The sequence below is a fragment of the Arthrobacter sp. Soc17.1.1.1 genome, assembly GCF_036867195.1.
GTDB lineage: Bacteria > Actinomycetota > Actinomycetes > Actinomycetales > Micrococcaceae > Arthrobacter_D.
On record NZ_JBAJII010000002.1, the window covers coordinates 35490 to 57866 of the forward strand.

Annotated in this window: 21 protein-coding genes; 7 read left to right on the forward strand and 14 right to left on the reverse strand. The window is 64.8% G+C overall.

Annotated features, from left to right (window positions below; genetic code table 11):
* Window positions 1-2 precede the first annotated feature (2 nt).
* Together V6S67_RS17810 and V6S67_RS17815 are read right to left on the reverse strand one after the other, a co-directional pair.
* Window positions 3-962 (reverse strand): ABC transporter permease, encoded by a 960-nt coding sequence (locus V6S67_RS17810; RefSeq protein WP_334211667.1) that lies wholly within the window; start codon window positions 960-962, stop codon window positions 3-5.
* A gap of 68 nt (window positions 963-1030) precedes the next feature.
* Window positions 1031-2644, reverse strand: a complete 1614-nt coding sequence (locus tag V6S67_RS17815) for an ABC transporter substrate-binding protein (RefSeq protein ID WP_334211668.1) — start codon at window positions 2642-2644, stop codon at window positions 1031-1033.
* Between the two features lie 209 nt (window positions 2645-2853).
* On the opposite strand from V6S67_RS17815, the gene V6S67_RS17820 reads away from it, so the two are divergent.
* The 4 genes from V6S67_RS17820 to V6S67_RS17835 all read left to right on the forward strand — a co-directional run bounded on the left by V6S67_RS17820 (window position 2854) and on the right by V6S67_RS17835 (window position 6678).
* Window positions 2854-3591 carry a FadR/GntR family transcriptional regulator gene (locus V6S67_RS17820; protein ID WP_334211669.1) on the forward strand — a complete coding sequence of 246 codons (738 nt, stop codon included), beginning with the start codon at window positions 2854-2856 and terminating at the stop codon, window positions 3589-3591.
* Window positions 3588-4334 (forward strand): glucosamine-6-phosphate deaminase, encoded by a 747-nt coding sequence (locus tag V6S67_RS17825; protein ID WP_334211670.1) that lies wholly within the window; start codon window positions 3588-3590, stop codon window positions 4332-4334. Before V6S67_RS17820 ends, V6S67_RS17825 begins: the two co-directional genes overlap by 4 nt.
* Before the next feature lie 276 nt (window positions 4335-4610).
* A complete protein-coding gene (locus V6S67_RS17830; RefSeq protein WP_334211671.1) occupies window positions 4611-5729 on the forward strand; it encodes an N-acetylglucosamine-6-phosphate deacetylase in 1119 nt (372 codons plus the stop codon).
* On the forward strand, window positions 5710-6678 hold the full coding sequence (locus V6S67_RS17835) for a DUF4862 family protein (protein WP_334211672.1): 969 nt from the start codon (window positions 5710-5712) through the stop codon (window positions 6676-6678). The genes V6S67_RS17830 and V6S67_RS17835 overlap by 20 nt, the downstream gene beginning before the upstream one ends.
* A 161-nt stretch (window positions 6679-6839) precedes the next feature.
* Here V6S67_RS17835 and V6S67_RS17840 read toward each other — a convergent pair whose 3' ends face one another.
* From V6S67_RS17840 to V6S67_RS17895, 12 genes are read right to left on the reverse strand one after another with little or no spacing between them, the layout of a single operon-like run.
* Entirely contained in the window at window positions 6840-7238 is a 399-nt protein-coding gene (locus V6S67_RS17840; RefSeq protein WP_334211673.1) for a DUF4913 domain-containing protein, read from the reverse strand.
* Entirely contained in the window at window positions 7235-8923 is a 1689-nt protein-coding gene (locus V6S67_RS17845; protein ID WP_334211674.1) for a type IV secretory system conjugative DNA transfer family protein, read from the reverse strand. The genes V6S67_RS17840 and V6S67_RS17845 overlap by 4 nt, the downstream gene beginning before the upstream one ends.
* 10 nt (window positions 8924-8933) lie before the next feature.
* Window positions 8934-10475 carry a hypothetical protein gene (locus tag V6S67_RS17850; protein ID WP_334211675.1) on the reverse strand — a complete coding sequence of 514 codons (1542 nt, stop codon included), beginning with the start codon at window positions 10473-10475 and terminating at the stop codon, window positions 8934-8936.
* The gene (locus V6S67_RS17855; protein ID WP_334211676.1) at window positions 10475-12007 is read right to left on the reverse strand and encodes an SCO6880 family protein; all 1533 of its coding nucleotides are present in this window, start codon (window positions 12005-12007) and stop codon (window positions 10475-10477) included. Before V6S67_RS17855 ends, V6S67_RS17850 begins: the two co-directional genes overlap by 1 nt.
* On the reverse strand, window positions 12004-13671 hold the full coding sequence (locus V6S67_RS17860) for a hypothetical protein (protein ID WP_334211677.1): 1668 nt from the start codon (window positions 13669-13671) through the stop codon (window positions 12004-12006). Before V6S67_RS17860 ends, V6S67_RS17855 begins: the two co-directional genes overlap by 4 nt.
* Window positions 13671-14486 (reverse strand): hypothetical protein, encoded by an 816-nt coding sequence (locus tag V6S67_RS17865; RefSeq protein WP_334211678.1) that lies wholly within the window; start codon window positions 14484-14486, stop codon window positions 13671-13673. Before V6S67_RS17865 ends, V6S67_RS17860 begins: the two co-directional genes overlap by 1 nt.
* Window positions 14487-14526: 40 nt before the next feature.
* Window positions 14527-14832, reverse strand: a complete 306-nt coding sequence (locus V6S67_RS17870) for a hypothetical protein (protein ID WP_334211679.1) — start codon at window positions 14830-14832, stop codon at window positions 14527-14529.
* A gap of 15 nt (window positions 14833-14847) precedes the next feature.
* On the reverse strand, window positions 14848-15450 hold the full coding sequence (locus V6S67_RS17875; RefSeq protein WP_334211680.1) for a DUF6668 family protein: 603 nt from the start codon (window positions 15448-15450) through the stop codon (window positions 14848-14850).
* Window positions 15451-15452: 2 nt separating this feature from the next.
* Window positions 15453-16877, reverse strand: a complete 1425-nt coding sequence (locus tag V6S67_RS17880) for a MinD/ParA family ATP-binding protein (protein ID WP_334211681.1) — start codon at window positions 16875-16877, stop codon at window positions 15453-15455.
* Window positions 16877-18427: a hypothetical protein gene (locus V6S67_RS17885; protein WP_334211682.1), complete on the reverse strand. Its 1551-nt coding sequence runs from the start codon at window positions 18425-18427 to the stop codon at window positions 16877-16879. Before V6S67_RS17885 ends, V6S67_RS17880 begins: the two co-directional genes overlap by 1 nt.
* On the reverse strand, window positions 18424-19086 hold the full coding sequence (locus V6S67_RS17890) for a hypothetical protein (protein WP_334211683.1): 663 nt from the start codon (window positions 19084-19086) through the stop codon (window positions 18424-18426). Before V6S67_RS17890 ends, V6S67_RS17885 begins: the two co-directional genes overlap by 4 nt.
* On the reverse strand, window positions 19083-20201 hold the full coding sequence (locus V6S67_RS17895) for a transglycosylase SLT domain-containing protein (protein ID WP_334211684.1): 1119 nt from the start codon (window positions 20199-20201) through the stop codon (window positions 19083-19085). The genes V6S67_RS17890 and V6S67_RS17895 overlap by 4 nt, the downstream gene beginning before the upstream one ends.
* A 174-nt stretch (window positions 20202-20375) precedes the next feature.
* Here V6S67_RS17895 and V6S67_RS17900 point away from each other — a divergent pair, with 174 nt between their 5' ends.
* From V6S67_RS17900 to V6S67_RS17910, 3 genes are read left to right on the forward strand one after another with little or no spacing between them, the layout of a single operon-like run.
* Entirely contained in the window at window positions 20376-21104 is a 729-nt protein-coding gene (locus V6S67_RS17900; RefSeq protein WP_334211685.1) for a hypothetical protein, read from the forward strand.
* Window positions 21101-21871, forward strand: a complete 771-nt coding sequence (locus V6S67_RS17905) for a hypothetical protein (RefSeq protein ID WP_334211686.1) — start codon at window positions 21101-21103, stop codon at window positions 21869-21871. Before V6S67_RS17900 ends, V6S67_RS17905 begins: the two co-directional genes overlap by 4 nt.
* A gap of 10 nt (window positions 21872-21881) precedes the next feature.
* Entirely contained in the window at window positions 21882-22190 is a 309-nt protein-coding gene (locus V6S67_RS17910) for a hypothetical protein (RefSeq protein WP_334211687.1), read from the forward strand.
* Window positions 22191-22377 lie beyond the last annotated feature (187 nt).

Below are 22377 nucleotides of genomic sequence, written 5' to 3' on the forward strand. Positions count from 1 at the left end.
GATTACACCGTCCGGATTCTGGGGTTGATGAGCAGGTAGAGAAGGTCAACGACGATGTTGACGAGGACGAAGGCGACCGCGATGGTCAAGACCGCCCCCTGAACCAGATTCGTGTCCGAGGTGGTGAGCCCGACGACGATCAGATCACCCATACCGTTGAGGCTGAAAATTTTCTCAATGACCACTGCCCCGCCGAGGAGGTAACCGACCCGCAGGCCCAGCACGGTGACGGGTGTGACCAGGGCGTTGCGCAGGACGTTGCGTGCGACGACAGTCCGGTAGGGGACACCGTTGCCGATGGCGGTACGGACGTAGTCGCGATCAAGTTCCTCCACCATCGACGTTCGGACGACCCTGATCAGGGACGCCGAAACAGGGATACCAAGGGCGAGGGCCGGGAGAGCCATGGAGTAGAGCCATCCCACAAAGCCGTACTGGTCCGCCCAGGCCAGACCGCCGGTAGGGAAAATGGAGCCCTCCGGCAGGGCAAACCACTGAATGAGGAGGATCGCCAGCCAGAAGGAGGGCGTGGCGATGGCCGCGATGGAGAAGATGCGGATGGCCTGATCGGGCCAGCGGTCGCGGTAGAGGGCGCCTGTGATACCGAGGGTGAGGGCCAGGACAACAGCGAGCAGGATCCCAAGGAAGGTCAGCTGAAGGGTGACCGGGAACGCGGTGGCGATCTTAGTGGCCACGGATTCTTCAGGCGGGTTGGTAACACCGAAGTCGAGGCGGATGACGCCACTGAGGTAGCGAAGGAACTGGATGACGAGGGGAGCATTCAGGCCGCGCTCTTCCCGCCAGGCCTCCTTTGCCTCCTCGCTGGCGTTCTCTCCCAGAACTGCGGTCGCGCGGTCCGCGGGAACGACGGACAGGACGATAAAGACCATGATGGTCACGCCGAGCAGCATGATCGGCAAGACAGCGAGCCGTCGCCCTAGGAGGCGGATGAACGTGGTCACTCAATAACTCCGATACAGGGAAGTGCTGGCGGGGCGCCGGGTGTGACGCCCCGCCATCTGTCAACTGGCTACTTGCGCCCTACACCGATGAAGGAGACACCCGTGGTGGGCAACGGCTGGAAGCCATCGAGCGCGTTGCTGTCCCAGGCGGTGGGGAGCTTGCGGTGGAACAACGGGTACAGGGGGACCTCGTCGGACACGATGTCGACGACCTCGGCGTGAACGTCCTTGGCGTCCTTGGCGTCGAGTTGGACCGCCTCATTAAGCTTCTTCTGCACCTCGGCGTACGCGGGTGCGGTATTCCAGCCGGCACGGTTTTCCATCCAGGTTGCGCCCCGGTAGAACCAGCTCAGGAGGATGTCACCGTCATTGCCGAACACGGACGGGTCGCCCGGTGCGCAGAGGACGTCGAAGTTCTTTCCGCCGACTTTTTCCGGCGCGTAAACCGCGGCCGACTGGAGGATCTCCAGGGTCGTGTTCACGCCGATCGCATCCCAGTATTCCTTGATCAGGGGCACGACCCGCGCCACCCAGCCGGTGTCTGTGGAGGTCAGGGTGACAGTCATGTCCTGGAGACCGGCGTCCTGCAGGAGGGATTTCGCCTTCGCAGCGTCGTAGCCGTAGGTCGTGGACGCTTTGCTGTAGGAGGGGTGCCCTTCCTGGAAATAGGACGTCGCGGCTGTCGCGTTGCCCAACAGGGCCTTGGTGATGACCGCGTCCGTGTCAATTGCGTAGTGCAGCGCCTGACGCACCCGCTTGTCCGAGAACTTTTCGGACTGGCAGTTGAACATGAGGAACAGCAGGCCGAAGGACTGCACCGATTCGACGTCCACCTTGCCGGCGAGCTGGTCGACGTCCAGGTAGGGGACGTCTTCGATGACCTGGGTCCGTGAGGGCACGGCGGCGACGCGTGCAGCAGGATCGGCCAACAGGAGCCACGTCATGTCCTGCACCCTGGCCGGGTACGTGCCGTTGTAGGCGTCGAACTTCTTGAAGACGATGCGGTCTTCCTTGACGGCGGAGACCAGGCTGTAGGGGCCGGAACCGATTGGCGCGAGGTCAAAGGCGGCAGGGTCAGCGGTCACGGCTGCTTCAGGGACGACCTTGATGACGGAGATGCGCTCACTGAAGCCCGGGAAAGGGTATTTCAGGTTGAACTGAACCGTGGTGGCATCCTTGGCGGTGACGCTGTCGATGAAGGGAATGAAGCCCGCGAAAAGCGACTTGTTGGCGGGGTCGAGGACCCTGGTGAAGGAGAAGACCACGTCAGCGGGAGTAACTGCTTCTCCGTTGTGGAAAGTTGCCCCTTCGCGGAGCCGGACCTCATAGGTGGTGTCGTCCACCTTCGTCGGTTCAGCCGCGGCAAGGGCCACGTAGGGCTCACGCGTGGCGGGATGGAGTTCCATCAGGCCTTCGAAGATATGCAGGTTCGCGGCCTGGGGCGTCGCTCCCGTGGCCAGCATCGGATCGAACCCGGTCGAGAGCTGGTAGGAGATACCGGCCTCGATGGAGCCCGTGCCCTCAGCCGCGCCGGTGCCGGCGGGCGCTGGGCTGCCACCGGGGCTGCAAGCAGAAATCGATCCTGCAAAGGCAGCAGCGGCACCCATGACGCCTGCCAGTTTCAGGAAATTCCGGCGACTGGAGTCACTTACCAGCCCGGTCGATTCGAAAGTGTTGCTCATCTATGCGCCTCACCCTTCAGGTACTTATCGGACGTAGGATGTCCAACCGTTGTCCCGAAACTGTAAGGTTCATCACAGCGACGCGTCAAGCGAGCGAAGGCGGGTGAGAGGGACGTCTTCCGAAGACATGGGACATCCGATAACCTGCATACGGGATTGGATCCAGATCGGATGCGATCACCTTCGTACTGTCCCCCAGGAGGACCTGCATGAGTTCGCCCGCCATTGGGTTGCCACCCGCACGCTTCAGTGCCCAGAACCGCTCCCGCGCCCTACAGGCCGAAATCATGGAGCTGATCCTCGAGCGCGACCTGAAGGCCGGGGACCCGCTTCCCACCGAGAATGAACTGGCGCAGGCCCTGGGTATCGGCCGGAACACTCTGCGGGAGGCACTGAAGGTGCTCCAGGCACTCGGAGTCGTAGAAATCAGGCACGGTTTCGGCATGTTCGTCGCGCCGCGAAACTTTGATGCCCTCGCCGATGGCTTGACGTTCCGAGGCAGGCTCTCCTTGCGGCACGAGGGGCAGGAGGCCCTCCAGCTCGTCGATGTCCGACAGGCGCTGGAGGCCGGCCTCATTGGAGAGGCGATGGATCTCATCACCCCCGAACACCTCGACGAGATCGAGGCAACTGTGCGCCAAATGGAATCACTGGCGGAAGACGGGGAGGTCTTCACCTCGGTCGACGAGCACTTCCATTTTCAACTCTTCGAGCCGCTGGATAACGAGTTGCTTTCCAATCTCATGTCCGTTTTTTGGAAGGTCTACAGCAAGATCCATACGGAGTTGGGCGGCGATCCGTTGATTGACCTGGTTGAGACGGCCGCCATTCACCGGGCCATCTTCGAAGCGGTCAAGGCCGGGGATAAGGCATTGGCCTCGGAGCGACTGAAGCGACACTTCGATGGCATTCGGTCCGAGCTGTCCAAGCTGCGGGACGCCTCATGAGCAGCGACACCCTGCGGCATCCTACGGTCCCTGTAGTGCACCGCGTCGACGCGAGGAGCATCGGAGATGCAGCAGCCGACATCGTCATTGACACCATTCAGGCGACGCCCACTCCTGTGATCGGTGTCGCCACCGGTTCCTCGCCGTCACCGCTCTATTCGGCGCTTTCTGCTAGAACGAGCGATTTCAGTGCAGTGACCTGGTTCGCTCTCGACGAGTACATCGGGCTTCCGGCCCATCACCCGCAAAGCTACGCAGAAGTCCTGCGACGCGAAATTATCGAGCCGCTCGGACTCGACCCCGCGACCGTTCACTTGCCCAATCCGCAGGTGAACGACCTCGATCAATCAGCCGCTGCCTACGAAGGGCTCATCGCTTCGGCGGGCGGCATTGATCTGCAGATCCTAGGTATCGGCCGCAACGGGCACCTCGCGTTCAACGAGCCAGGAGCGCCCCTGAACTCCCGAACCAGGGTGGAACAGCTCACGGAAGATACCCGCCGGGCCAACCAACGATTCTTCGACTCACTGGCGGACGTACCGACCCATTGCCTCACGCAAGGCCTCGGCACCATTCTCGAGGCCCGCCACCTCCTCCTCATCGCGCAGGGAAGCGAGAAAGCCGAAGCCCTCTACAACGCGCTGACCGGACCGGTCACTGCCAGCTGCCCCGCCTCCGTCCTTCAACTCCACGAACGGGTCACCGTCCTCGTCGATGATTCAGCAGGCGCACTGCTCGTCTAATCAAGTCACTCAACCACCGCCACACATTTATACGGCTCTCTCCAGTAGTGGAACGGATCGTCCTTGGTCACACATCATGCCCAACCCACCAACCACCAGCTGGAGGATGTGGGCTCGAAGAACTCTGCCGGTCCTGGTCCGTCACGCCTCGTCCTTCTGGGAACGGCAGTCACCCCGCAGGGAGTCATTGATCGTGCATCGGTTGTAGTCGACGGTGCCACGCTGATCCACGCCGGCCCTACCGAAGCGTTCAGACCGGCGGACACAGATGTCGTCATGCACCTGGCAGAGGAAGAGGTTCTCGTGCCCGGTCTCGTGGACATCCACTGCCATGGAGCCTTCGGCGTCGACTTCTCCACCGCCAACGCCAACGAAGCGCGGCAGGCGATCCGCAAGCTTCACGCCGCGGGCAGCACCACACTCGTCGCCAGCCTCGTCACCGCAGCCCCGGACATCCTTATCCGGCAACTGGACATGCTGGCGGACCTCGTCGATGAGGGCCTGCTGGCAGGACTGCACCTGGAGGGACCCTTCCTCGCCGAAGCCCGCTGCGGGGCACAAAATCCCCGGTGGCTCCGCGAGCCCGACCTCGTCCTCACCCAGTCACTCATCAGTAGCGCGCGCGGCCACCTCACGACTATGACTTATGCACCTGAGTTGCCGGGAGCCGATGAGCTGGTCAGACTCCTCGTACACAACGACGTCGTCCCGTCCCTCGGGCACACAGCCTGCTCACCCCTCGAAGCAAATCACTCCCTGAGCCTTGCACGCCAGCAGCTATCTGCCCGAAGCGGCACGAAGGACTGGCCGCGCCCGACAGTCACTCATCTCTTCAATGCCATGGAGCCTTTGCATCACCGCTCCCCCGGAGCCTTGCCCGCCTGCCTCCGGGCCGCGAGGGCCGGCAACGCCGTCGTTGAGCTCATCGCGGACAACACACACCTGCACCCCGACATCGTCGCGACGATGTTCGAACTCCTCGGAGCCGCCAACATCGCACTGGTCACCGACTCCATGGCCGCTGCGGGCCTCCACGACGGGCTATATCGGCTGGGCCCCACCGAGGTCATCGTTCAGGACGGCGTGGCACGCGTGGCCGAGACAGGAGCCATCGCCGGCGGTACCGCAAGCATGCTCGACCTCCTGCGGAACACGACCCGCGCAGGCGTCACCCTCGACGACGCCGTCACTGCAGCAGCCCACACACCAGGGAACCTCCTCAGCCGCGCACCAAGGGTCGGGCAACTCAGGGAGAACCACGCCGCGGACCTTCTGATTCTTGACGCGAATCTCGAACCCGACTACGTGATGCGTCAGGGACAGTGGGTCGGCCGGCAGCCTGGGGAATCAGCCTCACCTCATCATGGAGCTGGCTATGCCGCCGATCGTCCCTGACCGCCGCTACGTCGTGGGGGCCTACGCGGCCTCGCCCGCCCACCAGGACTGGCACCCCGAACTCGAACGCCAGTATCTCGAGGCGGTGGCATCGCTGCCTCAGGTGGCAGCGCTGGAACTGCCCTGGATCGACAGTCTCCATCCCCACGACGAAGGATGGCTCCTCCAATATCTGCCCCGCGGAATGGATGTCGTCCTGACCGACATACCGGGCACTGCACAAAGATGTGCCCGGGACCCGGACGTCGGCCTTGCATCTCTGAGCGCGGACGGCAGGGCACACGCACTCAAGGTCCTCGCGACGCTCCACCGTGATGTGCAGAAACTCAACGATCATCTGGGCAGACGTGCCGTCCGGGTCATCGAACTGCACTCAGCCCCGCGTGCGGCACGCGGTTCGGCGGGAAACTTCGCGCGATCGCTAGATGAGCTCTCCGCGTGGAACTGGGACGGGGCAGCACTCGTCGTCGAACACTGTGACGCGGAGATCCCCGGTCAACAGCCCGAGAAAGGCTACCTGACCCTGGCCGATGAACTGGAAGCAATCAAACAGTCAGGCTCACGCGTGGGCATAAGCCTCAATTGGGGTCGCTCAGCCATCGAGCTGCGCGACGCCGACCGCGTCACTGAACACATCGAAACAGCGGCCCGATCGGGGCTCCTGCGTGGCCTTATGGTCTCTGGTGCTTCCGACCAGCCCAGCACTTTTGGTCCCGCGTGGATTGACGCTCACCACCCCTTCCAAGCCTCTCCCCGACATCCACTCGGCGAACCTACTTCCCTGCTCACCGAGGCGCGCCTGACTGACGCCCTCGTCGCTGCAGGTCCTCTCGCCTGGACCGGAGTAAAGGTAGGATGCGCCGACCGGAGCGCCACCGTCAGGCAACGCGTCACCATGATTGCCGACGCTCTCGACGCTCTAGCCCGCTGCCAGCTCGAACTCGTTTAAGCTCCCACACCAGCTGCTGCGTGGTTTTGCGTCGATAGCTAACGAAGTCGATCTCCGCTGAGAGGGAAACGCGCTTTCACGCGCTCGATGCAGATGCACGTGAACACAGAGACACTGAAGCATCAAGAGTGGCTTGGCTGGGGGATGCATTGCAGCCCGCGTCACCATCCCCACGTGGATGCTGGCTGTTCGGCCGACAGGATCCGCCGGGCGGTCCTTTTAACGTGCGCGGTGCCGCATTCTCCAAACGGGCCGCGCTTGGCAAAGAGGACGGTAGCGTGGCGGTCGAAGTGATCAATCCACCACGACGACATGCCACGGTTCGCCTGTGCCTCGAGCCACTGCTCATATAGGGCGCGGAGCCTGTCGACGGCTTCGGGGTGGTTCCACCATTGGGAGCACCAGTACTGGTTCTGGGACCGGTCCACCGATTCGAGCATCCCGACCAGGACCTCCACCCAGTCCACCAACTCCTCAGGCGTGAACGCGAAGTCCTCTCCCCCGTTCTGACCGTTAGGTTCAGTACCATCCGCGGCGGGATCACTGGTAGCTCCGGTCATGACGCGTTTCCAACTTTCGCTGCCTTGATGCGCCCGACTGTGGGTTTGATGCGGCCACTCATGGCCTTATCTCGGAACCAGGGCACCGTGCGGACGATGGCTCCGCCTCCGTTGGAAGTCTTCACCCATGCACGGTTGGCGGGAAGTTCGGAGAGCTGGGAGACGGACATGATGTCCCGCCGCTGGGTCTGTATGGACCGGGACGACCCATTCCTGGAAGTCGAGCTACTGCGAACCTTCGCGTCGTACTGACCGATCGTCTTGGACAGTGATTCGAGGAATTGTGTGTCGTCGGAACCACCGCCGTAGACCTTGATTGCGGCAGCCGACCAGAGGGTGTCCCACCCGGTGCGCTCGAGCATCGCCATCCCCTGCCCGCGAGTCTGGAAGTAGGAGCTGACGACGATGCCCATGGACCCGAAGAACGAATACCACTCAGGCAGCTGCTTGAGCTTGACGACGTTCCCGACCTCGTCCAGGTCAGCGACCAGCGGCACCGGCAGGCGACCACCGGCACGACGGGCGGCCTGCTGCGCGGCCGTGAACACCGCGTAGACGAGCGTGGACACGAACGCTGCGCCGGAACCGGCGGAGTCCTGCGCGAGCAGGATCAGGGTGTCCTTCCCGGTGAGGAACCGGGCCGGATCGAACACCGGGACGCCCGGGGTGGGCGTCGACCATGCCGCAAGCTCGTCGTGGACGAGGGCGGAGGCCATGCGCTGGGCGCTGGCGGCAACGGACCCGCGGGTGTCGTCCGGTTGGGCGCTCATTCCCTTCAATGCGGATGCCGGACCCGCATGGCCTGCCCGCTCGAGCAGTTCGGCCGGCTCCATGAAGTCCGCTGAGGACACCCACCGCAGGACCTCCTTCACCGTGCCGCCGCTTTTCGCGGCGGCGAGAAGGCACCAGGCCAGGAAGTCACGTCCCTGCGAGTCGAACTGGGCATCCCCCTTGCCTTGCCCGGCGTTCGGCGCGGAGGAGGTTTCGAAGATCGACGCGACCTCGCCGGCGCTCACGGTATCGGTGACGATCGTGAGCGGGTTGAAAATCATGGCCGGACGGTGGCTGTCGCGCCAGATCCGCTGCGGGTCGAACAGCCACACCGTCCCGGTCTCGGAGCGGGCGGCCAGGACCTCGGCGACACCGTCGACCTTGTTACTGGTCATCAGGTACGCGCCGGGGGCCTCCAGGGCGTGACGGACGACCTGCGTCGTCGTCTTACCCCGCCCGGTCCCCCACACATGGGTCGAGCACTCACGCCAACCCTGGATAACCGCCTTGGTACCGGTGTCGCCCGTGTACCCGATCGTCAGGCCCGGGCCGATCATGACTGCATCCGGGTGGAGGCGGACTGCTTCGGTGAGGCGGGCATCGAGCATCGCTGGGCGCATCTTTCCGCCAGGGCTCATCCGTCGGGATGCCTCGGCGGTCCTGGACGCCGGGCGGGTGCTCCACCACGCAAAGGCAGCGATAACCACGACCGCTTCGGCGCCGAGCAACCAGCTCGCGGCCGCCGGCCACGAATCCCCGGTGGCAAGACCGATCGCCAGTGCGATCGGGTTCCATGACAGGTCGGTGGGAACCGGTGTGAAGGCTTCCCCAAGGTGGATCAGGGCGACCGCGACGAACGTGGCCAGGACCAAAAACGAGAACGCGATAACAGGGCCGTTCTCCTCGTTCCTCATCGGTTCGCCTTCATCGGTTCACCTTCGCCTGCGCAGCAGCCCACGCCTGGTTCGTGTTGTGGGCCCTGAGTTCGCCGGCGGTGAGGTTCACCTGGAATGGCACACCGGGTTCGGACCCGGTTTTCAGCATGAACCGGCCCCGTCCGGGAGGCGGGGAGACCTGATTGGTGTTCGGGTTCATCGACCCTTCGGCCGACCAGCCGACCAGCATCGCCTTCTCCCGCTCGGAGACGGGGAACACCGTTTCCAGCAGGTCCATCTCGTTTTGCGCCAGCCCGCCGAGGATCTTCACGGATGAGCGTTCCACGAAGCCGGTGGCGATTTTCGTCAGCTCGTCCGTGGACAGCTGCAGGTCCTTCATGGAGTGCGTGATCATCAGCTGCCCTAGGCCCTTGGTCCGGTTCAGGCGGGTGATGGAGTCGATCTGGTGCACCAGCAGCTCGCTCGCGCGCAGGGACTGCCACAGCTCGTCCATGATCATCAGGTGATGACGCTCCTCCATCAAACCGGCGTCAGCCAGGGTCTTCGCGGCCGAGATGCCGGCCTGCCCGTAGGACCAGCACACCGTCTGCACCGCTGCGCGCAGCGTGAGCTGGGATTCGTCAATGAGGGAAATGTCGAAGTCGACGGAGGTATCGATCTTCATCTCCTTTGTGGTCTGCTGGCAGAACACGTCCCCGAACGGGCCGTGCTCGCCGAGGGCGTTCAGGCCCGCCAGGAGGTTCTTGACCTGCGGCAGGTATTCCTTGAAGTCCTCGATGAGCAGCGCCGACTGGATTTGCGGTGGCGCGGACTTGATGGCGTCGACGACGTCGCCGACCAGTGGCTGCCGGTCCTCGGCTTCTGCCTTTTCGGCGGCCAGGGCGATTGCCATGGACAGCACCGTTTGTTCCTGCTTCTTCGCATCCAATGGTTCCTTGAAGACTAGTTCGATGAGCCCGGTGAGGGTCATCAGGCGCCGGGCGTGGATCTCGGCGCGCATCTGCCGTTGCATCGGGGCCGGGAGGCGTTCGAGTTCCCGCCAGAGCGGGCCGGCGTCGAGCGGGTTGATCGCCCCGACGCCGGGGGCGACCTGCACGACCTGCCCGTTGGTTTCCAGGACCACGCCGGCGAAGTCGGGTTTGAGGTCCCCTGCCACGAGGATCAGGAACCCCTGGTCGATCAGGGCCAGTGCCATGCGGACGGCGACCGATGACTTCCCCCGCCCGTTCAGGCCCAGGATGAACCCGGACGGCGAGGAGATGATGCCGTGCAGGAACAGGCTGATCGGATCCCCGCACACCACAGAGCTGTTGAGCAGGTTCCGGCCCAGGACAGCACCGACCAGCGGCGAGGAAGTGCCGACGCAGAACGGCCACAGGCCCGCGGTCTGGTTCGAGGTGGCCGTGAACTCCGGCGGAGGTTCGACCCACGTCACCATGCCGCCCTCTTGGACCCGCATGCCCTTCTCCGTAAGCTGCGGGAAGGATGCAGCGGTAACTGCGGCTGCCGTCTCGGAGCGGCCCAGGAACTGGTCCATGACCTTGTCGACGATTCTGTCGAGCGCGGACATTAGAGGGCCTTCCTGACGTCGGAGGAGATGGTGGCCAGGTGCTCTGGCACGAGGCCGAGCCCGAGGTTGAAGGAGAACGCAGCGTCGTCGTTATAGTCACACGACCGCATGCGGATCTGGATACCGGTGGCCGCGTTGCGCATAATCTTCGCTTCCACCGCCTGCAGCTGCTCCGGGCTCTCGACCGTCGCGGTGACACCGATGGCGAAGCGCACCAGCGCGGCCCCTTCGGCTTGCTCCCGCTCGGCCTTGCGTGCCTTCTCGAGGGCGATGATCTGCGAACTGGTTGGACGGCGGCCCTTTTGGTTCGTGGCAAACTGCGCATTGGTGAGTGCTTGCGCGACCTGCTGCGCTGACTTCTCCGGCGGCTGAGGGCGGTAGAACACGGTGACACGCTTCTGCAGCATGCTCGCATCCGGGCCCAGCAGGGCCACCAGTGCGTTCTCGCGGAACGTCCCGGCCGGCGGCCGGAACATCTGCCATGACTTGCTCGTAACCCCGGCGTGGTCGTACCGGCCCGGGTAGCCAATCGTCCGGGCGGCCGAGGGTCCGACCTCGTGCCAGCCCAGGCCGGTTCCGTCGCCGGAGAGGCGGGCGCGTTCGACAGCAGCCGCGGCGTGCGGGTTGAACGCGACATAGGTCTGGTCGGTGAGGTCAGCCGCCCGCATGAGTGACACGCTGCCCGCGCCGACGTCCTCGAGTTCTTCCTTGAATCCCTGTAGGAGCGACTTCACATCGGCCACCAGTTCCTCGGCGGAGCGTTCCGGTGCCCTGTCCCCGTCATTGGCCTTGCCGCTGAACGTCAGCGCCACCCACTGCTCGAGCTTGGGCACATCGAGGTTGAGGTTGTTCACCACGTCATCCATTACCTGACGGGCAAAGGCGGGCACCTCGTGGGATCCGGCCTGCTGCCGTGCCACCGCGATAGCGTCAGGCAGGCGTTCACCCGGATCAGTCGTCGACTGTGTCGTCACCGCAATCTGCTCGACCCGTGCGTTGGAACCGGCGTCGCGCTGGAACGCGGCCCATGACCCTACGAGCCGGTTGACACGGTCCTGATCCAGCAGGCCCAGCCCCGAGGAGTTGGTGGAGAAGAAGACAGTTCCTGTCCTCAGTTTTGGATGCCACAGCATGACACCCTCGTTGCCGAACAGGTCCTGAAAGTCGATCAGCTCGGTCGCGGCCAGTAGGCCAGGAGCACGGAACGAACCGTCTGGGATCTGCGAGACGGGCCCGGACTTGTAGACGGTCTTCCCGACTTTCTTGGCCTTGGCGTGCATGCTGCGCGCCAGCCACCGCTCAGGCTTGGAACGACCGTGACGGTCCTTCGAGCCGAGGATCGTGGCGGCGATGAATGCGACCAGGGCGATGCCGACGGCGACCCAAATCTGCGAGGCCATGATCGCGATGAACACCCCGACGGCTCCCGCGCCCAGAACGACGGTCGAGGCCATCGAGAACCCCATCAGACCCGCCGTCCGGTCTTCTGCGATGTTGCCGTACTGCCGGACGATTGTCTGTTCCGTACTCACTGGTCATCCCCACTTTCCACTGCGCGTTCCATGTCCCTGACTGCGTTCTGCATCGCGTACTCGATGCGTTGCTGGCTCTGGGCCGACTTATCCGCCCCCGATGGCGCACCGGCTCGGAAACCCTCAGCCGTCGGAGAGGTCGCGGGTGCGGCCCCAGGAGCTTCCGTTGGAGGCTTGTCACCTGTTGCTGCGGGCTCTGCACCGCTTGGACCTCCAGCTGACGAGCTACCATCACCGGTACCGGATGGTGCTTCCGCCGGCGATTCCGAAGGTGCGCCGGTTCGTTCCGCCTGCGGCGGCGCACCCGTTGGGCCGTTCGAACCACCGGGTGCGCTGTTTCCGCCAGCACCGCTGTCGGCACTGCCTGCACCAGTACCGGCATCATCGACCGGTGACGTCTCCGCCCCGGATCGTTCCGGGCGCTGCTCTGCGCCCGAAGGACCACCAGAACCCCCACCGGGACCTTCACTGGGACCCCCAGCACTTCCTCCGGGTCCCCCGCTGGTACTACCTGCACCGGAGGCGCCGCTTCCGCCTCCACTGGCTGGGATGGCACTACCGCTGGATCCTCCTACTGCTCCTGTGCCGGCGGCTGGAGACGTTTCCGCGGCGGCAGTTGCACCAGTTGCGGCGCCTCCACCCGTAGCGGCTGCTTCCCCGGCCATTGCTGCGGCCCCTCCACCAGTGACGGCGGCCGCGCCCCCACCACCACCTGCAGCTGCTGCACCAGCGGCCGCACCCACCCCTCCGGTGATTGCTCCGAGGGCGACGGCACCGCCGACCATGGCCAGGCCGGAGGCCCCCATGCCCTGCGGTCCTGCACTGACGGCAGGGACCAGGACCTTGGCGAGGGCCGGCATGGCGATGCAGGCGCTGCTGATGATGACGAGGCCGGTGATCAGGCCGATCGCGGTGTTCCCGAGTTCGTTGTCTGCGCTGCCGTTGATGCCATTCAGGAGCGCGAGTCCCGCCCCGTACAGGATCGCCGCAGCAGGCTTGAAGAGGACGACGGCCGCTAACCAACCCACGGCCTTGTCGAAGGACTTCCGGCCGCGTTCGGTCTGCGATGTGGCCGCGAAGATCGGCAGAACCCCGCACAGTGCGATCGCCGCACCGTAGGAGAAGATGACGATGACCGCGTTGATGATCGCCCCGAGCAGGGCCAGCGGCACGACGAACAGGATGATGCCGGCGAGCTGCATGGTCATCGTGGTTCCCGCGATGGCATCGAGGCCCATCGCTGATCCGAGCCCGTCCTCCTGCGCAGACCCGGAAATGGTGGTCACCAGCCACGGTGCGAGGACGTCGGTCACACCGAACAGGAGGCCCACCATTGGAACGGCCAGCGCCGTGGTGAGGATGGTCCGCACCATGCCCATGATCAGGCTCTCTGTAGAGGCGCGGTCCTGGTCCCGGGCGAGCTTAATGAGCGCGAACGCCGTCCCGATGACACCGGCCATCCCGACGAAGATCAACGTCGACTGCTGGATACGATCGGTCGCGGACCCAGCACCCATCGACGGTGCACCGATCTTCAACCACCACGCACCGACGAAGTTGATCATCTCCGTCAGGACCTGCACCAGCCAGCCCGCAAGGAACTGGATCAGCTTCTGGATCGCACTGCCTGCAACGCCTTCGAGGACGTCCCCAATGTTTGGCATCAGACCTTTGGCCCCCATTCGATATAGGGCTGTCCCTGGTACAGATCCGAAGTCATGAAGGTTGTTCCGGAAGCCGGATCAAGCTTCCAATCGCCGTCTTCCCACAGCAGGTCAGCCTGCAGGGAGACCTGCCCGACAAGACCGTCGGCCGTAGGAACCTCGTAAATCAGGCGGTATGAAGCGGCGTCCTCGGAGTAGAAGTTTTGGGCATATCCGATGAGGGTAGAGGCTGCGGATGCGGTGCCGTCGGCGCCCTGTTCCAGGCCGTCGCGGATACGCTTCGCTTTCTCAGCGAGCCGGTCGCGGTCCGGTCCCTCAGCAATGGCAACTTCTACATCATCAGCTGCCTCCTCGCTTACGGAAGGATCCAGGGCCATCGCATAGGTTGCTGCTGCCATGAGGGAACCTGCTTCGGTATGCGCGAAGCCGACACGGAGTCCGGAGGGCCGCTTCTCGCAACCGCCGAACTCCGAGAACGGGATCACGTTGTATCCGCCGATTACCCATTCCTCGACCGCTAGCGCACTGTCAGCAACAGAGACGGTGTCGCTGCTGAGGTCCGCCTGGCAGTCCCACGCGGCGTCCGCTTCCTCGACGGGTGCTGCCGTCGCGGAGGCGGACGCGGACGCCGACGCCGGTGCTGTCTGCGTTGCAGCGGTGGTTGGGTCCGCTGCTGGTTCGTCGTTGCTGGGGAAGAGGAATACCCGCAGGCCCCATGCGAGGAAGCCGACCAGCACCAGGGCCAGCAGCATCGCGGCAGCGCCGAACCACTTCGGGCGGGCCTTTGGTTCCTGGGTGGTGTCCTGTGTGCTCATCGTCTGTCCTTTTCTCGATCAGATGGGTGGACGTTGTTGCTCAGGTGATTGCAGTCCACACTGCACCCGAAGCACCCAGCAGGCAGGCCGCGACCATAGGCCAGATGGGTGCCTCGATCTCGTTGCCCTGCCGACGGTTCCTGCCCGCCGCGACAAGGCCGAAGATGAAGAACACGAACAGGACCAGACCCGCACCCCACAGAATCCAGCCGATGACGGTGGTCATGCCCTCCATGCCGGGGGGCTGCGTCGGGGTGAAGGTCTGAGCTGAGAGCGATCCTTCACGGGCCGGGGTGAGCGCGTTGATGGTGGTCAGGGTGTGTGCTGCCAGAGTGTTTCCGAACATGGAAGTTTGCCTTTCTCAGTGCCCGGAGCGGGCGATCTTTTCGATTTTCCGGAGCACGCTTTTCAGCCGTGTCCCGGAAACTTGTGGGGTGACGCCAACCTCGTGCCACGAGGGTTCATACGGCGCCGTCATGGCCACCGGGAACATCCGCGCAACCCCGCGCGCGAAGTCCAGGGTCGGCTTCGTCAGCCGATTCTTGGGCCGGTCGTGGACGATCACCAGGCCGACCAGTTCATAGGGCAGCTGCCCGGACGCGGACTTGCGGGCCAGCTGCTGCGCGGCCTCGAGCGAGGACGCACTGGTCGAGCAGACCAACAGGGCCCGGCCCGCGTAGGTCGGACGCCGCTCGGATTCATCGACGACGTTCTCCGAGCACAGGCCCGCGAGGGTGCTGGTGCCGACGCCACCGGAGGCACCGACTAGCCACAAGGTCGCGCTGGTCACCGCTACGGGGGCTGCTGGTTCGGCTTCATCGACAGGCTCGGCGGCGAGGGTCTGCTGAATGTTCCGCGGGCCCCTCAGCGACTCGCGCTGCCCGAGGATCGGGTCATCGTCGATCGGGTCTTCCTGCGGCTCGACCTCCGGCTCGTTGACGAACGGATTGCGCTGCGGGGTCACGGTCACAGTCCCTCCGCGATCTGCGCGGCTGCCCGGAGCCAGGCGCGGCGGGTCTGCGGGAGCATCGAGGAGAACCGGATCCTGCCCTCGATCAGCGACGGATCGTAGGGCACCGTGACGACCGACTTCACGAACGGGCGGAAGGACTCAGCGAGCTCGTTCAGCTTCGCCGGACCGTGGGACGGGGTGCAGCCCAAGACGATCACCAGGGCGCGGTCCGCCAACGACTGCGCGTGCTCGTTGCCCGCCCGCAGGGCGCTGAGGACCCGGGATGCGCCTTCGGCTGCGTCGTCGACGGACTTGACCGGGATGACGACCTGATCGGAGTGCCCGATCATGGCCTCCCAGTTGTCCCCGCGCTCGGTGTTGCCCGAGTCCATGAGAATCAACCGGTAATACTTCGCGGCCACCGAGTAGAGGCGGTGGACCTCGTCACCGGTGACCTCGTGTCGCTTCTTCGCACCCGACCGGTCATCGGAGCGAAGGACGTCGTACTGGTCCGAGGGCTGGTGGTGGATGTAGGACGCCAGATCCCCGGCACGCGCGCCGGCGGTCATAAAGTAGCCGGTCTGCTCGAGAAGGTCGACCACCGTCGCCTCATGGCCGGCGTCAAAGGTCCGCCATCCCAGCGACCCGAGCGAGTCGTTGTTGTCCCACGCCAGGACACCGGAGCCGCCGAGTCGGGCGAACACAGCGGACAGGCAGATCACCGTCGGCGTCTTACCCGCCCCGCCCTTGGGGTTCAGGACTGTGATCGTGCGGGGCCCGGCCCGGTGCTGAGAGACGGTCTTCTCGTCGCGGCGCTGCTCCAACTCCGCCGGCGAAGCGGCGAGCTTCAACCCGAACTGATTCAGCAGACCACGGACCCCAACCTGTGCCGGTGAGTCGGCGTCCGGCCGGTCGACGAACGATGGCATCGCCATCCTGCGGGTCGGCAGTGGTCCCACCGTCTCTACCGGGACCACTGCCGATATGACGGCTGATGCAACGACGGTTTCCGGTGCCGTCGCTTCCGTGGCCACGGAAGCCTCAACGGGAGCGGGAGCAGGAGCGGGAGCAGGAGCAGGAGTGGCAACAGGTGCTGGTGCTTCCGCCGTGGCCTCTGGCACGGTCAACTCTTTTGGCGTCACCGGGGACACCGCATGTTCGATTGCCTCGGCGGACTGTACTGGCCCGCTTTCCGTAGGTTCACTCTCAGCGTCCTGCTCGATGACGGCGCCGTTGGTCTGAACGAGGATCGTGCGGGAGCCGGATGGGTCCTCGATGTGCAGTTCGGTGGCGGTGCTCGTCTCGGCCGCGAGGTCGGTCGCGGTGCTCATGACGGATCGACGGGCTTCCATGACCGAGGGGTAGCCGGCGGTGGTTTTCTCGCCTCCCAGATCAAGCTCGAGGGTGCCGGCCGGGTCGATGACAGCGGTCATTCTCATCAAGGGTTCTCCTTCGGGGAAACAGTCGAGGTGGGGCTCGGAGTAGAAGTCGGGGTGGGTGTTGCTGTGGGTCGGGGTGCGACCTGTGTTAGCGCATACAGCAGGCCGGTGGATGAGCCTTCGGCCCTAGTGATTGCCTTGCCGTTATCGGTGATGGCGTCGGGGATCGCTGCCCGGGCGGCGTCGGTCGTCGTTTCGGTGACGCCCTGCGCGTTGATCCGCAGCTGCTCGGTGTTGGTGGTGACCCAGGCGTAACCGGCGGCGAGCTTTCCGGCTCCGGGCAGGCGGTGGGCCTGCTTCGCGTCGACGTCGACCAGGACCGTGCCGGCCATCAGTAGGCCGTTTTCCCGGTCCACCTGGATACCGGAGGTGGAGACGTCGGTTCCTTCGACGTCGACGATGCCGACCTGCGTCGCTTCCGTCGCATCGGCGGCATCTCCAAGGGCGTAGAAGCCGATGCTGGTGGTGTCGTTGGTCTTCCATGCCGCGACGACCGTCCCGTTCACGGATCCGAGGACCGTGACCAGTTCCGCCCCTGCCGACGGCGCAGGCAACTTCGCCGGGGCTGGCAGGGCCTCCGAGTCCTGCGTGACGCGCCAGATCCGGCCGGAGCGCGTGTCCGCTGCCACCAGGTCGTCTCCAAGAGCTTCAATGGGTTCAGCGGCTGCCGGGACCACCCGTGCCGCTGTACTGCCGTCGGCTGCGATGATCAGTGTCCGCTTGTTCGGTAGGTCCACTCGAGGAGCCGTCCCGCCGTCCAGGACGATCGTTCCGTCCTTGGGGACGTCGACGCGGATCGGGTCCGCCCCGTCGCCGAACAGCACCAGCTCGCGGGTTGCTGCGGCCGCTACCCTGGACTGCCCATCGAGGGTGAACAGGGCGAGCTGCGCGACCGTGAACGGAGCGGTGCGCGTCCACCGCTCCACACCCGTCCGAGGGTCATGCCCGATCAGCTCTGAGCCGTCCACGCTCACCGGCTGTCCTGAGGGGTCTAAAATCGCCTTCACAGTGGATCCGGTCATCGGCGTTGTCCAGTCACCGTAGGTGTCCCACCCGGCAGGAGCCGGGACCGGCAGCTGCGCGGGAGGCGGCGTGTAGACCGTCGCCACCGGCTCGGCTGTTCTGTCCTGCAGCGTAGAGAAGGCGCTGAAACCAACCGTGGCCGCCAGGACGCCTGCGTTCCCCCACAGCACAGCCTTACGGCGCGCAGGCGTACGACGACGTGCAGACTTCGACCCGGTACGGGCAGTACCAGCACCTGCGCCGCCGGCAGTACCGGTGGAGGTGGTGTCTTCCCGTTCCTCGAGCGTGCCCAGCTCGGCGTCGACGACCATCTCGTAGACGTCGCCGTCCTCGGTAAGTCCCTGCACCCGGCACGCAGCCAAGCCCAGACGCCGACACGCTTCGGCCGCCGCATCGGCGGCCACGTCGGCTGCAGATGCCTCGTCGAGCACCGGGTAGGTGAGGACGTCGCCGTTCGCGTCCGCGACGATTTCGCCCTCCCCGATGGTGAGGCGGATGACGGGCCAGGAATGCACTGCCGGAGTCACTTGCCCTCCCCCGTCCTCGAGCCGGGCATCGCGGCGGTCATGTGGCGGGTCTGGTGCCCGACGACGTCCCACCGACCGTCGGTCTTCTCGAGGTACACGGTCACCTGCCGGTGACCGCCGCCGTCCAGTGGTGTCTCGTCACGGGCTACCCAGCGCCACGTCACGTCGATGACCCGAGTCGCCTTGTCCGGGGTGACGTTCTGCGTGGCGTCACCGATCGCCGGAACCGCCCGGGGCACGCTGTAAGCGCCGTGTTTGGCTGGTTCCAACCATTCGCCGTTGCTCGCGTTGCGCTCAGGCTCGACCTGGTTCGCCGCCCACTGATCGCTCATCAGTGGAATGGCGCGCACCGCGGCCGCCGTCTCGGTGCGGTCCACCGTCGTGTCCCACGAATGCAGCATCAGTGCCGCGACCCGGGCGGTCGAGTCGGCGTCGGACCGGTCGGCATCTTCCGGGGATGCGAACGTGTTGCCGCCCAGGATCTCCTCGGCAGGGAGTGAGGTGTAGGAACCCTCGTAGACCTCCGTAGGAGCCGAAATCGGGGCCACGTCCTCCGATGCCGGTGCGTCGGCGGCGCAGCTGGTCAGCGGGACCAGTGCCATCATCGAGACCGCCAGAGCGGCGGCCCGGTACAGGGGTGTGTGTGAGCGGCGGGTCATCGCACCCACGCTCCTTTCTCTTTCAGGATCGGTTCCGGGTCGAGGTTCCAGCCCTGGTACGGGTAGACGACCTCCGGTGCTTCCGGTTTGTAAATCTCGAAGTGCAGGTGCGTGGCGACCAACCCGAGACCGGCCTTGTTGCCCTCGGTGCCGACGACGTCGCCGCGCTTCAACCTGTCCCCCACGGCCACGCTGTAGGCGTTGAGGTGGCAGAACGCGAACCCGAAATCGGGATCGTCGCCGTCCTCCTTGGCGATCACACACCCGTCCTTGTCGTTGAACCCCGTGATGCGCAGGTCAGTCGGTGCGATGACCGGTCCGCCGTTGCCGTAGCCGACACCCGGAGAGGACAAATCCACCCCGACGTGGTCCTGCGCCCAAGCGGGCAGGGTCGGTATGTTCCGGTGGCCGTAGCCGGAGGTGAAGACGCCGCCTGGGAGCGGGTTGGTCCACTCGCCGTCGCCGAGGTCGCCGTTCCACGCGATCGTGCCCGCCGGTGCCGTGCAGTCGGCGGAAAAGTCGCCCTGCCCGGAGGAAAGGATCTTCTCGACGTACTGCTGGGTCTCCGTGAACGCGGGAATGCCCTTGGCTGCCTGCACAGCACCCGGGCCAGCGTTATAGGCCGCGAGCGTCAGTCGCACCAGCAGGTCGGCGTCGTCACCGGCCAGCGGCTGCACCTGCCCTTTCAGGGCCGCCATGTAGCGGCCGTAGGCAGGGATGGCGTCCTCGGCTGAGAACGGGTCGCCGCCCTGCCCGTACATTGCCCAGGTGCCGGGCATGAACTGAGCGACACCCTGGGCCCCTGCAGGACTCCGCGCGCCTTCGTTCCAGCCCGATTCCTGCTTGAGCTGCGCCGCCACCACACTCACCGGCAGGCCCGCTGTCTTCGCGGCGGCGTCGACCAGGTCGCCCCAGCCGTTTGGCATTGCCGGCGTCGAGGTGAGGTTACCGACGGTTTCGCCGACTGCCGAGACGACGCACGCAGCGGGCTTCTCCTCGGTCTGTGTGAGGATCGCAGCTCCCGCGATGCCCGCGACGGGCAGGCCAGCCAGGAGAGGTACAAGGATCGCCAGGGCCAGTAGCGGTGACGCTCCATGCTTGTCGTCTTCGTCCACTGCTACCTCCCAGCGGCGTGAAGGCACAGACTGGTTAGGGTCTGCCCGGTAAAATTTGAGACGTGAAGAAAGGGGGATGAAACCAATTCCTTAGTTCTTACAATAGCTTAAATTTTGACATCCTCGCTAGATGGGCGTGCCGTGCCCATTTAGTGCTCTCTTGAAGGAGGTGCCGTGGCTGTTTCTGGTTCTGACTTCAAGCGTTGGCTCGAAGGTCGCGGCATCACCACCTCGGCGAGTGAGCTGGGCCGCCTGACCGGATTGCATCGCGTCACGGTGGGCAACCAGATCCGGCGCGGTAACGTCCCCGAATCGACCGTGGTCGGCGTGGCCCGAGGCGTCGGTATCGACCCAGTCACGGCATTGGCCGATTTCAAGGACTACGAAGACCTCGACAGCCGGCCCCGCACACCAACGGCCGCGGAAGTCCTCAGCCAGGTCCACCACGCCGACCTCATGGTCGAGCTGCAGCACCGCTTCCACGAAGACCTGTTCCCCCGGAACGACAAGGTCAAAATCGACTTTCCCCACGACGGTTCCCATCGAGCGTGGATCGACGCCATCGACACCGGCGACGTCCGGCACGACGTGGCCGAAAAAACAGGAACGGCGATCACCTACCTGTTCAACCAGCTCTCGGAAAACAAGCTCACCCCCATCCAGGCGGTCACTGCTGCCCGGGTCAGCGGGACGTCGATGGTCGCGGGGCTTGTCGTCGTCGGACTCATCACCATGGAAGAGGGCGACTGGCCCGAGGACATCCGGGAGACAGCCCTGATGGTGATGAAGAACGAGGACCTGGTCGAACTCATCCAACAACGACTGAACCTCCTCCAGCGCCGCCTCCGGCAGCGCAAGGAAGCTCTCGAATACGCGGAGAAACTCACGGACCTGATCGGATGAACGACAGCATCTACGTCATTTCAGTCAGCTTCATGCTGATCTTCCTCGGTGGACTGACGTTCCACCGCATGACCTCCAGGCGCACACCCGAAGGCGCGCGGGCACTGCTGCGACCCAGTGGCCGGCTGGCTCTCATGGGAGTGCTGCTGACCGCCGCCTACGTCTTCTCCCTGCCGGGCGTCTATCAGGTGCTGGAGGCCATCGTGCCTATCTCCAACGGCACCGACTTCATCGCCAAATGCTGCGCTATGACCGCTGTAGGGGTCCTAGGCGTGCACCTCGCCGTCGCCTACGGCTCAGAGACGGCTACCACCTGGATCGTTGGAAAGCGCGGCCTCCTGGTGGGCGTGATCGCGGCCTCAGGGGTGCTCTTCACGCTCCTCGTGGCGGATACCCCCGAGGCGTCACCCCGCTTGGAGATGTACCAAGAGCAGCGCGCGGTGGAACTGAACGAGTGGATTGTCCTCGCCTACACCGCCTACGTACTGGTGCCCCTCCTGCTGCCGGTCTTCCGCGACAGCCGCAGGAACCCTCTGCGCTTCGGCCGACTGGCCTCGAGGTTGATCTTCGTTGGCTTCATCCTCTCGATCGGACGCGCCCTGGCCTACCCGCTGGAACTACGGGCGGGGGCTGAAGCGTTCTACATCTTCGAGCTGGTCACGCACGTATCGACAGCCTGCGTCGTCCTCGGACTGTGGGCTTTCGCCTTCGCCAGGTCACGCCAGCTGGCACGCAAGACCTTCGACACCGGTCTGTCGATCAAGTGAGGAGTGGAACGTGAGTCAGACACCACCAGAGGCCAAGATCGCGGTAGAGCGGATCCTGACCAAGGCGAACCCGGAGAACGAGGCCGCCTACGCTGTCATCTTCCGTGCCGTGAAAATCTGCATCGAGGCCGGGATGAACCGCCGGCAGACTGCCCGGTACCTCGGCGTCTCCGCCCGCAGGATCGACAAGCACGGCCAATACTTCCGCACAGCGAAGTCGGTCAGGACCATGTTTGGAGAAGCCTTCCGATCCACCTCGATCGACGTCCCAGCAGAAGACGCTCAGGCGAAGCTGATCCAGTGGGCGTGGAAGAGCTAGCCGCGCACTAATTGCTATGGATTGAAGGACTGTGCCATATTGGTACAGTCCTTCAATCGTTAGGAGGCCAGATGCAGCCCACCGGCAGAAAGGGGAGCGTGTGCCAAGACACGGCCACTCACGACTCTCCCCTGCAGGGCGACCGCGAAACGACACAAAAACAGTTTTGCCGTAATGCTTCGTAGTC

Excerpts from the sequence above, each read along its gene's own strand:
- V6S67_RS17815 (WP_334211668.1), bottom strand. The coding sequence starts at position 2,644 with ATGAGCAACACTTTCGAATCGACCGGGCTGGTAAGTGACTCCAGTCGC.
- V6S67_RS17820 (WP_334211669.1), top strand. The coding sequence starts at position 2,854 with ATGAGTTCGCCCGCCATTGGGTTGCCACCCGCACGCTTCAGTGCCCAG.
- V6S67_RS17825 (WP_334211670.1), top strand. The coding sequence starts at position 3,588 with ATGAGCAGCGACACCCTGCGGCATCCTACGGTCCCTGTAGTGCACCGC.
- V6S67_RS17830 (WP_334211671.1), top strand. The coding sequence starts at position 4,611 with ATGCACCTGGCAGAGGAAGAGGTTCTCGTGCCCGGTCTCGTGGACATC.
- V6S67_RS17835 (WP_334211672.1), top strand. The coding sequence starts at position 5,710 with ATGCCGCCGATCGTCCCTGACCGCCGCTACGTCGTGGGGGCCTACGCG.
- V6S67_RS17840 (WP_334211673.1), bottom strand. The coding sequence starts at position 7,238 with ATGACCGGAGCTACCAGTGATCCCGCCGCGGATGGTACTGAACCTAAC.
- V6S67_RS17845 (WP_334211674.1), bottom strand. The coding sequence starts at position 8,923 with ATGAGGAACGAGGAGAACGGCCCTGTTATCGCGTTCTCGTTTTTGGTC.
- V6S67_RS17850 (WP_334211675.1), bottom strand. The coding sequence starts at position 10,475 with ATGTCCGCGCTCGACAGAATCGTCGACAAGGTCATGGACCAGTTCCTG.
- V6S67_RS17860 (WP_334211677.1), bottom strand. The coding sequence starts at position 13,671 with ATGCCAAACATTGGGGACGTCCTCGAAGGCGTTGCAGGCAGTGCGATC.
- V6S67_RS17865 (WP_334211678.1), bottom strand. The coding sequence starts at position 14,486 with ATGAGCACACAGGACACCACCCAGGAACCAAAGGCCCGCCCGAAGTGG.
- V6S67_RS17870 (WP_334211679.1), bottom strand. The coding sequence starts at position 14,832 with ATGTTCGGAAACACTCTGGCAGCACACACCCTGACCACCATCAACGCG.
- V6S67_RS17880 (WP_334211681.1), bottom strand. The coding sequence starts at position 16,877 with ATGAGAATGACCGCTGTCATCGACCCGGCCGGCACCCTCGAGCTTGAT.
- V6S67_RS17890 (WP_334211683.1), bottom strand. The coding sequence starts at position 19,086 with ATGACCCGCCGCTCACACACACCCCTGTACCGGGCCGCCGCTCTGGCG.
- V6S67_RS17905 (WP_334211686.1), top strand. The coding sequence starts at position 21,101 with ATGAACGACAGCATCTACGTCATTTCAGTCAGCTTCATGCTGATCTTC.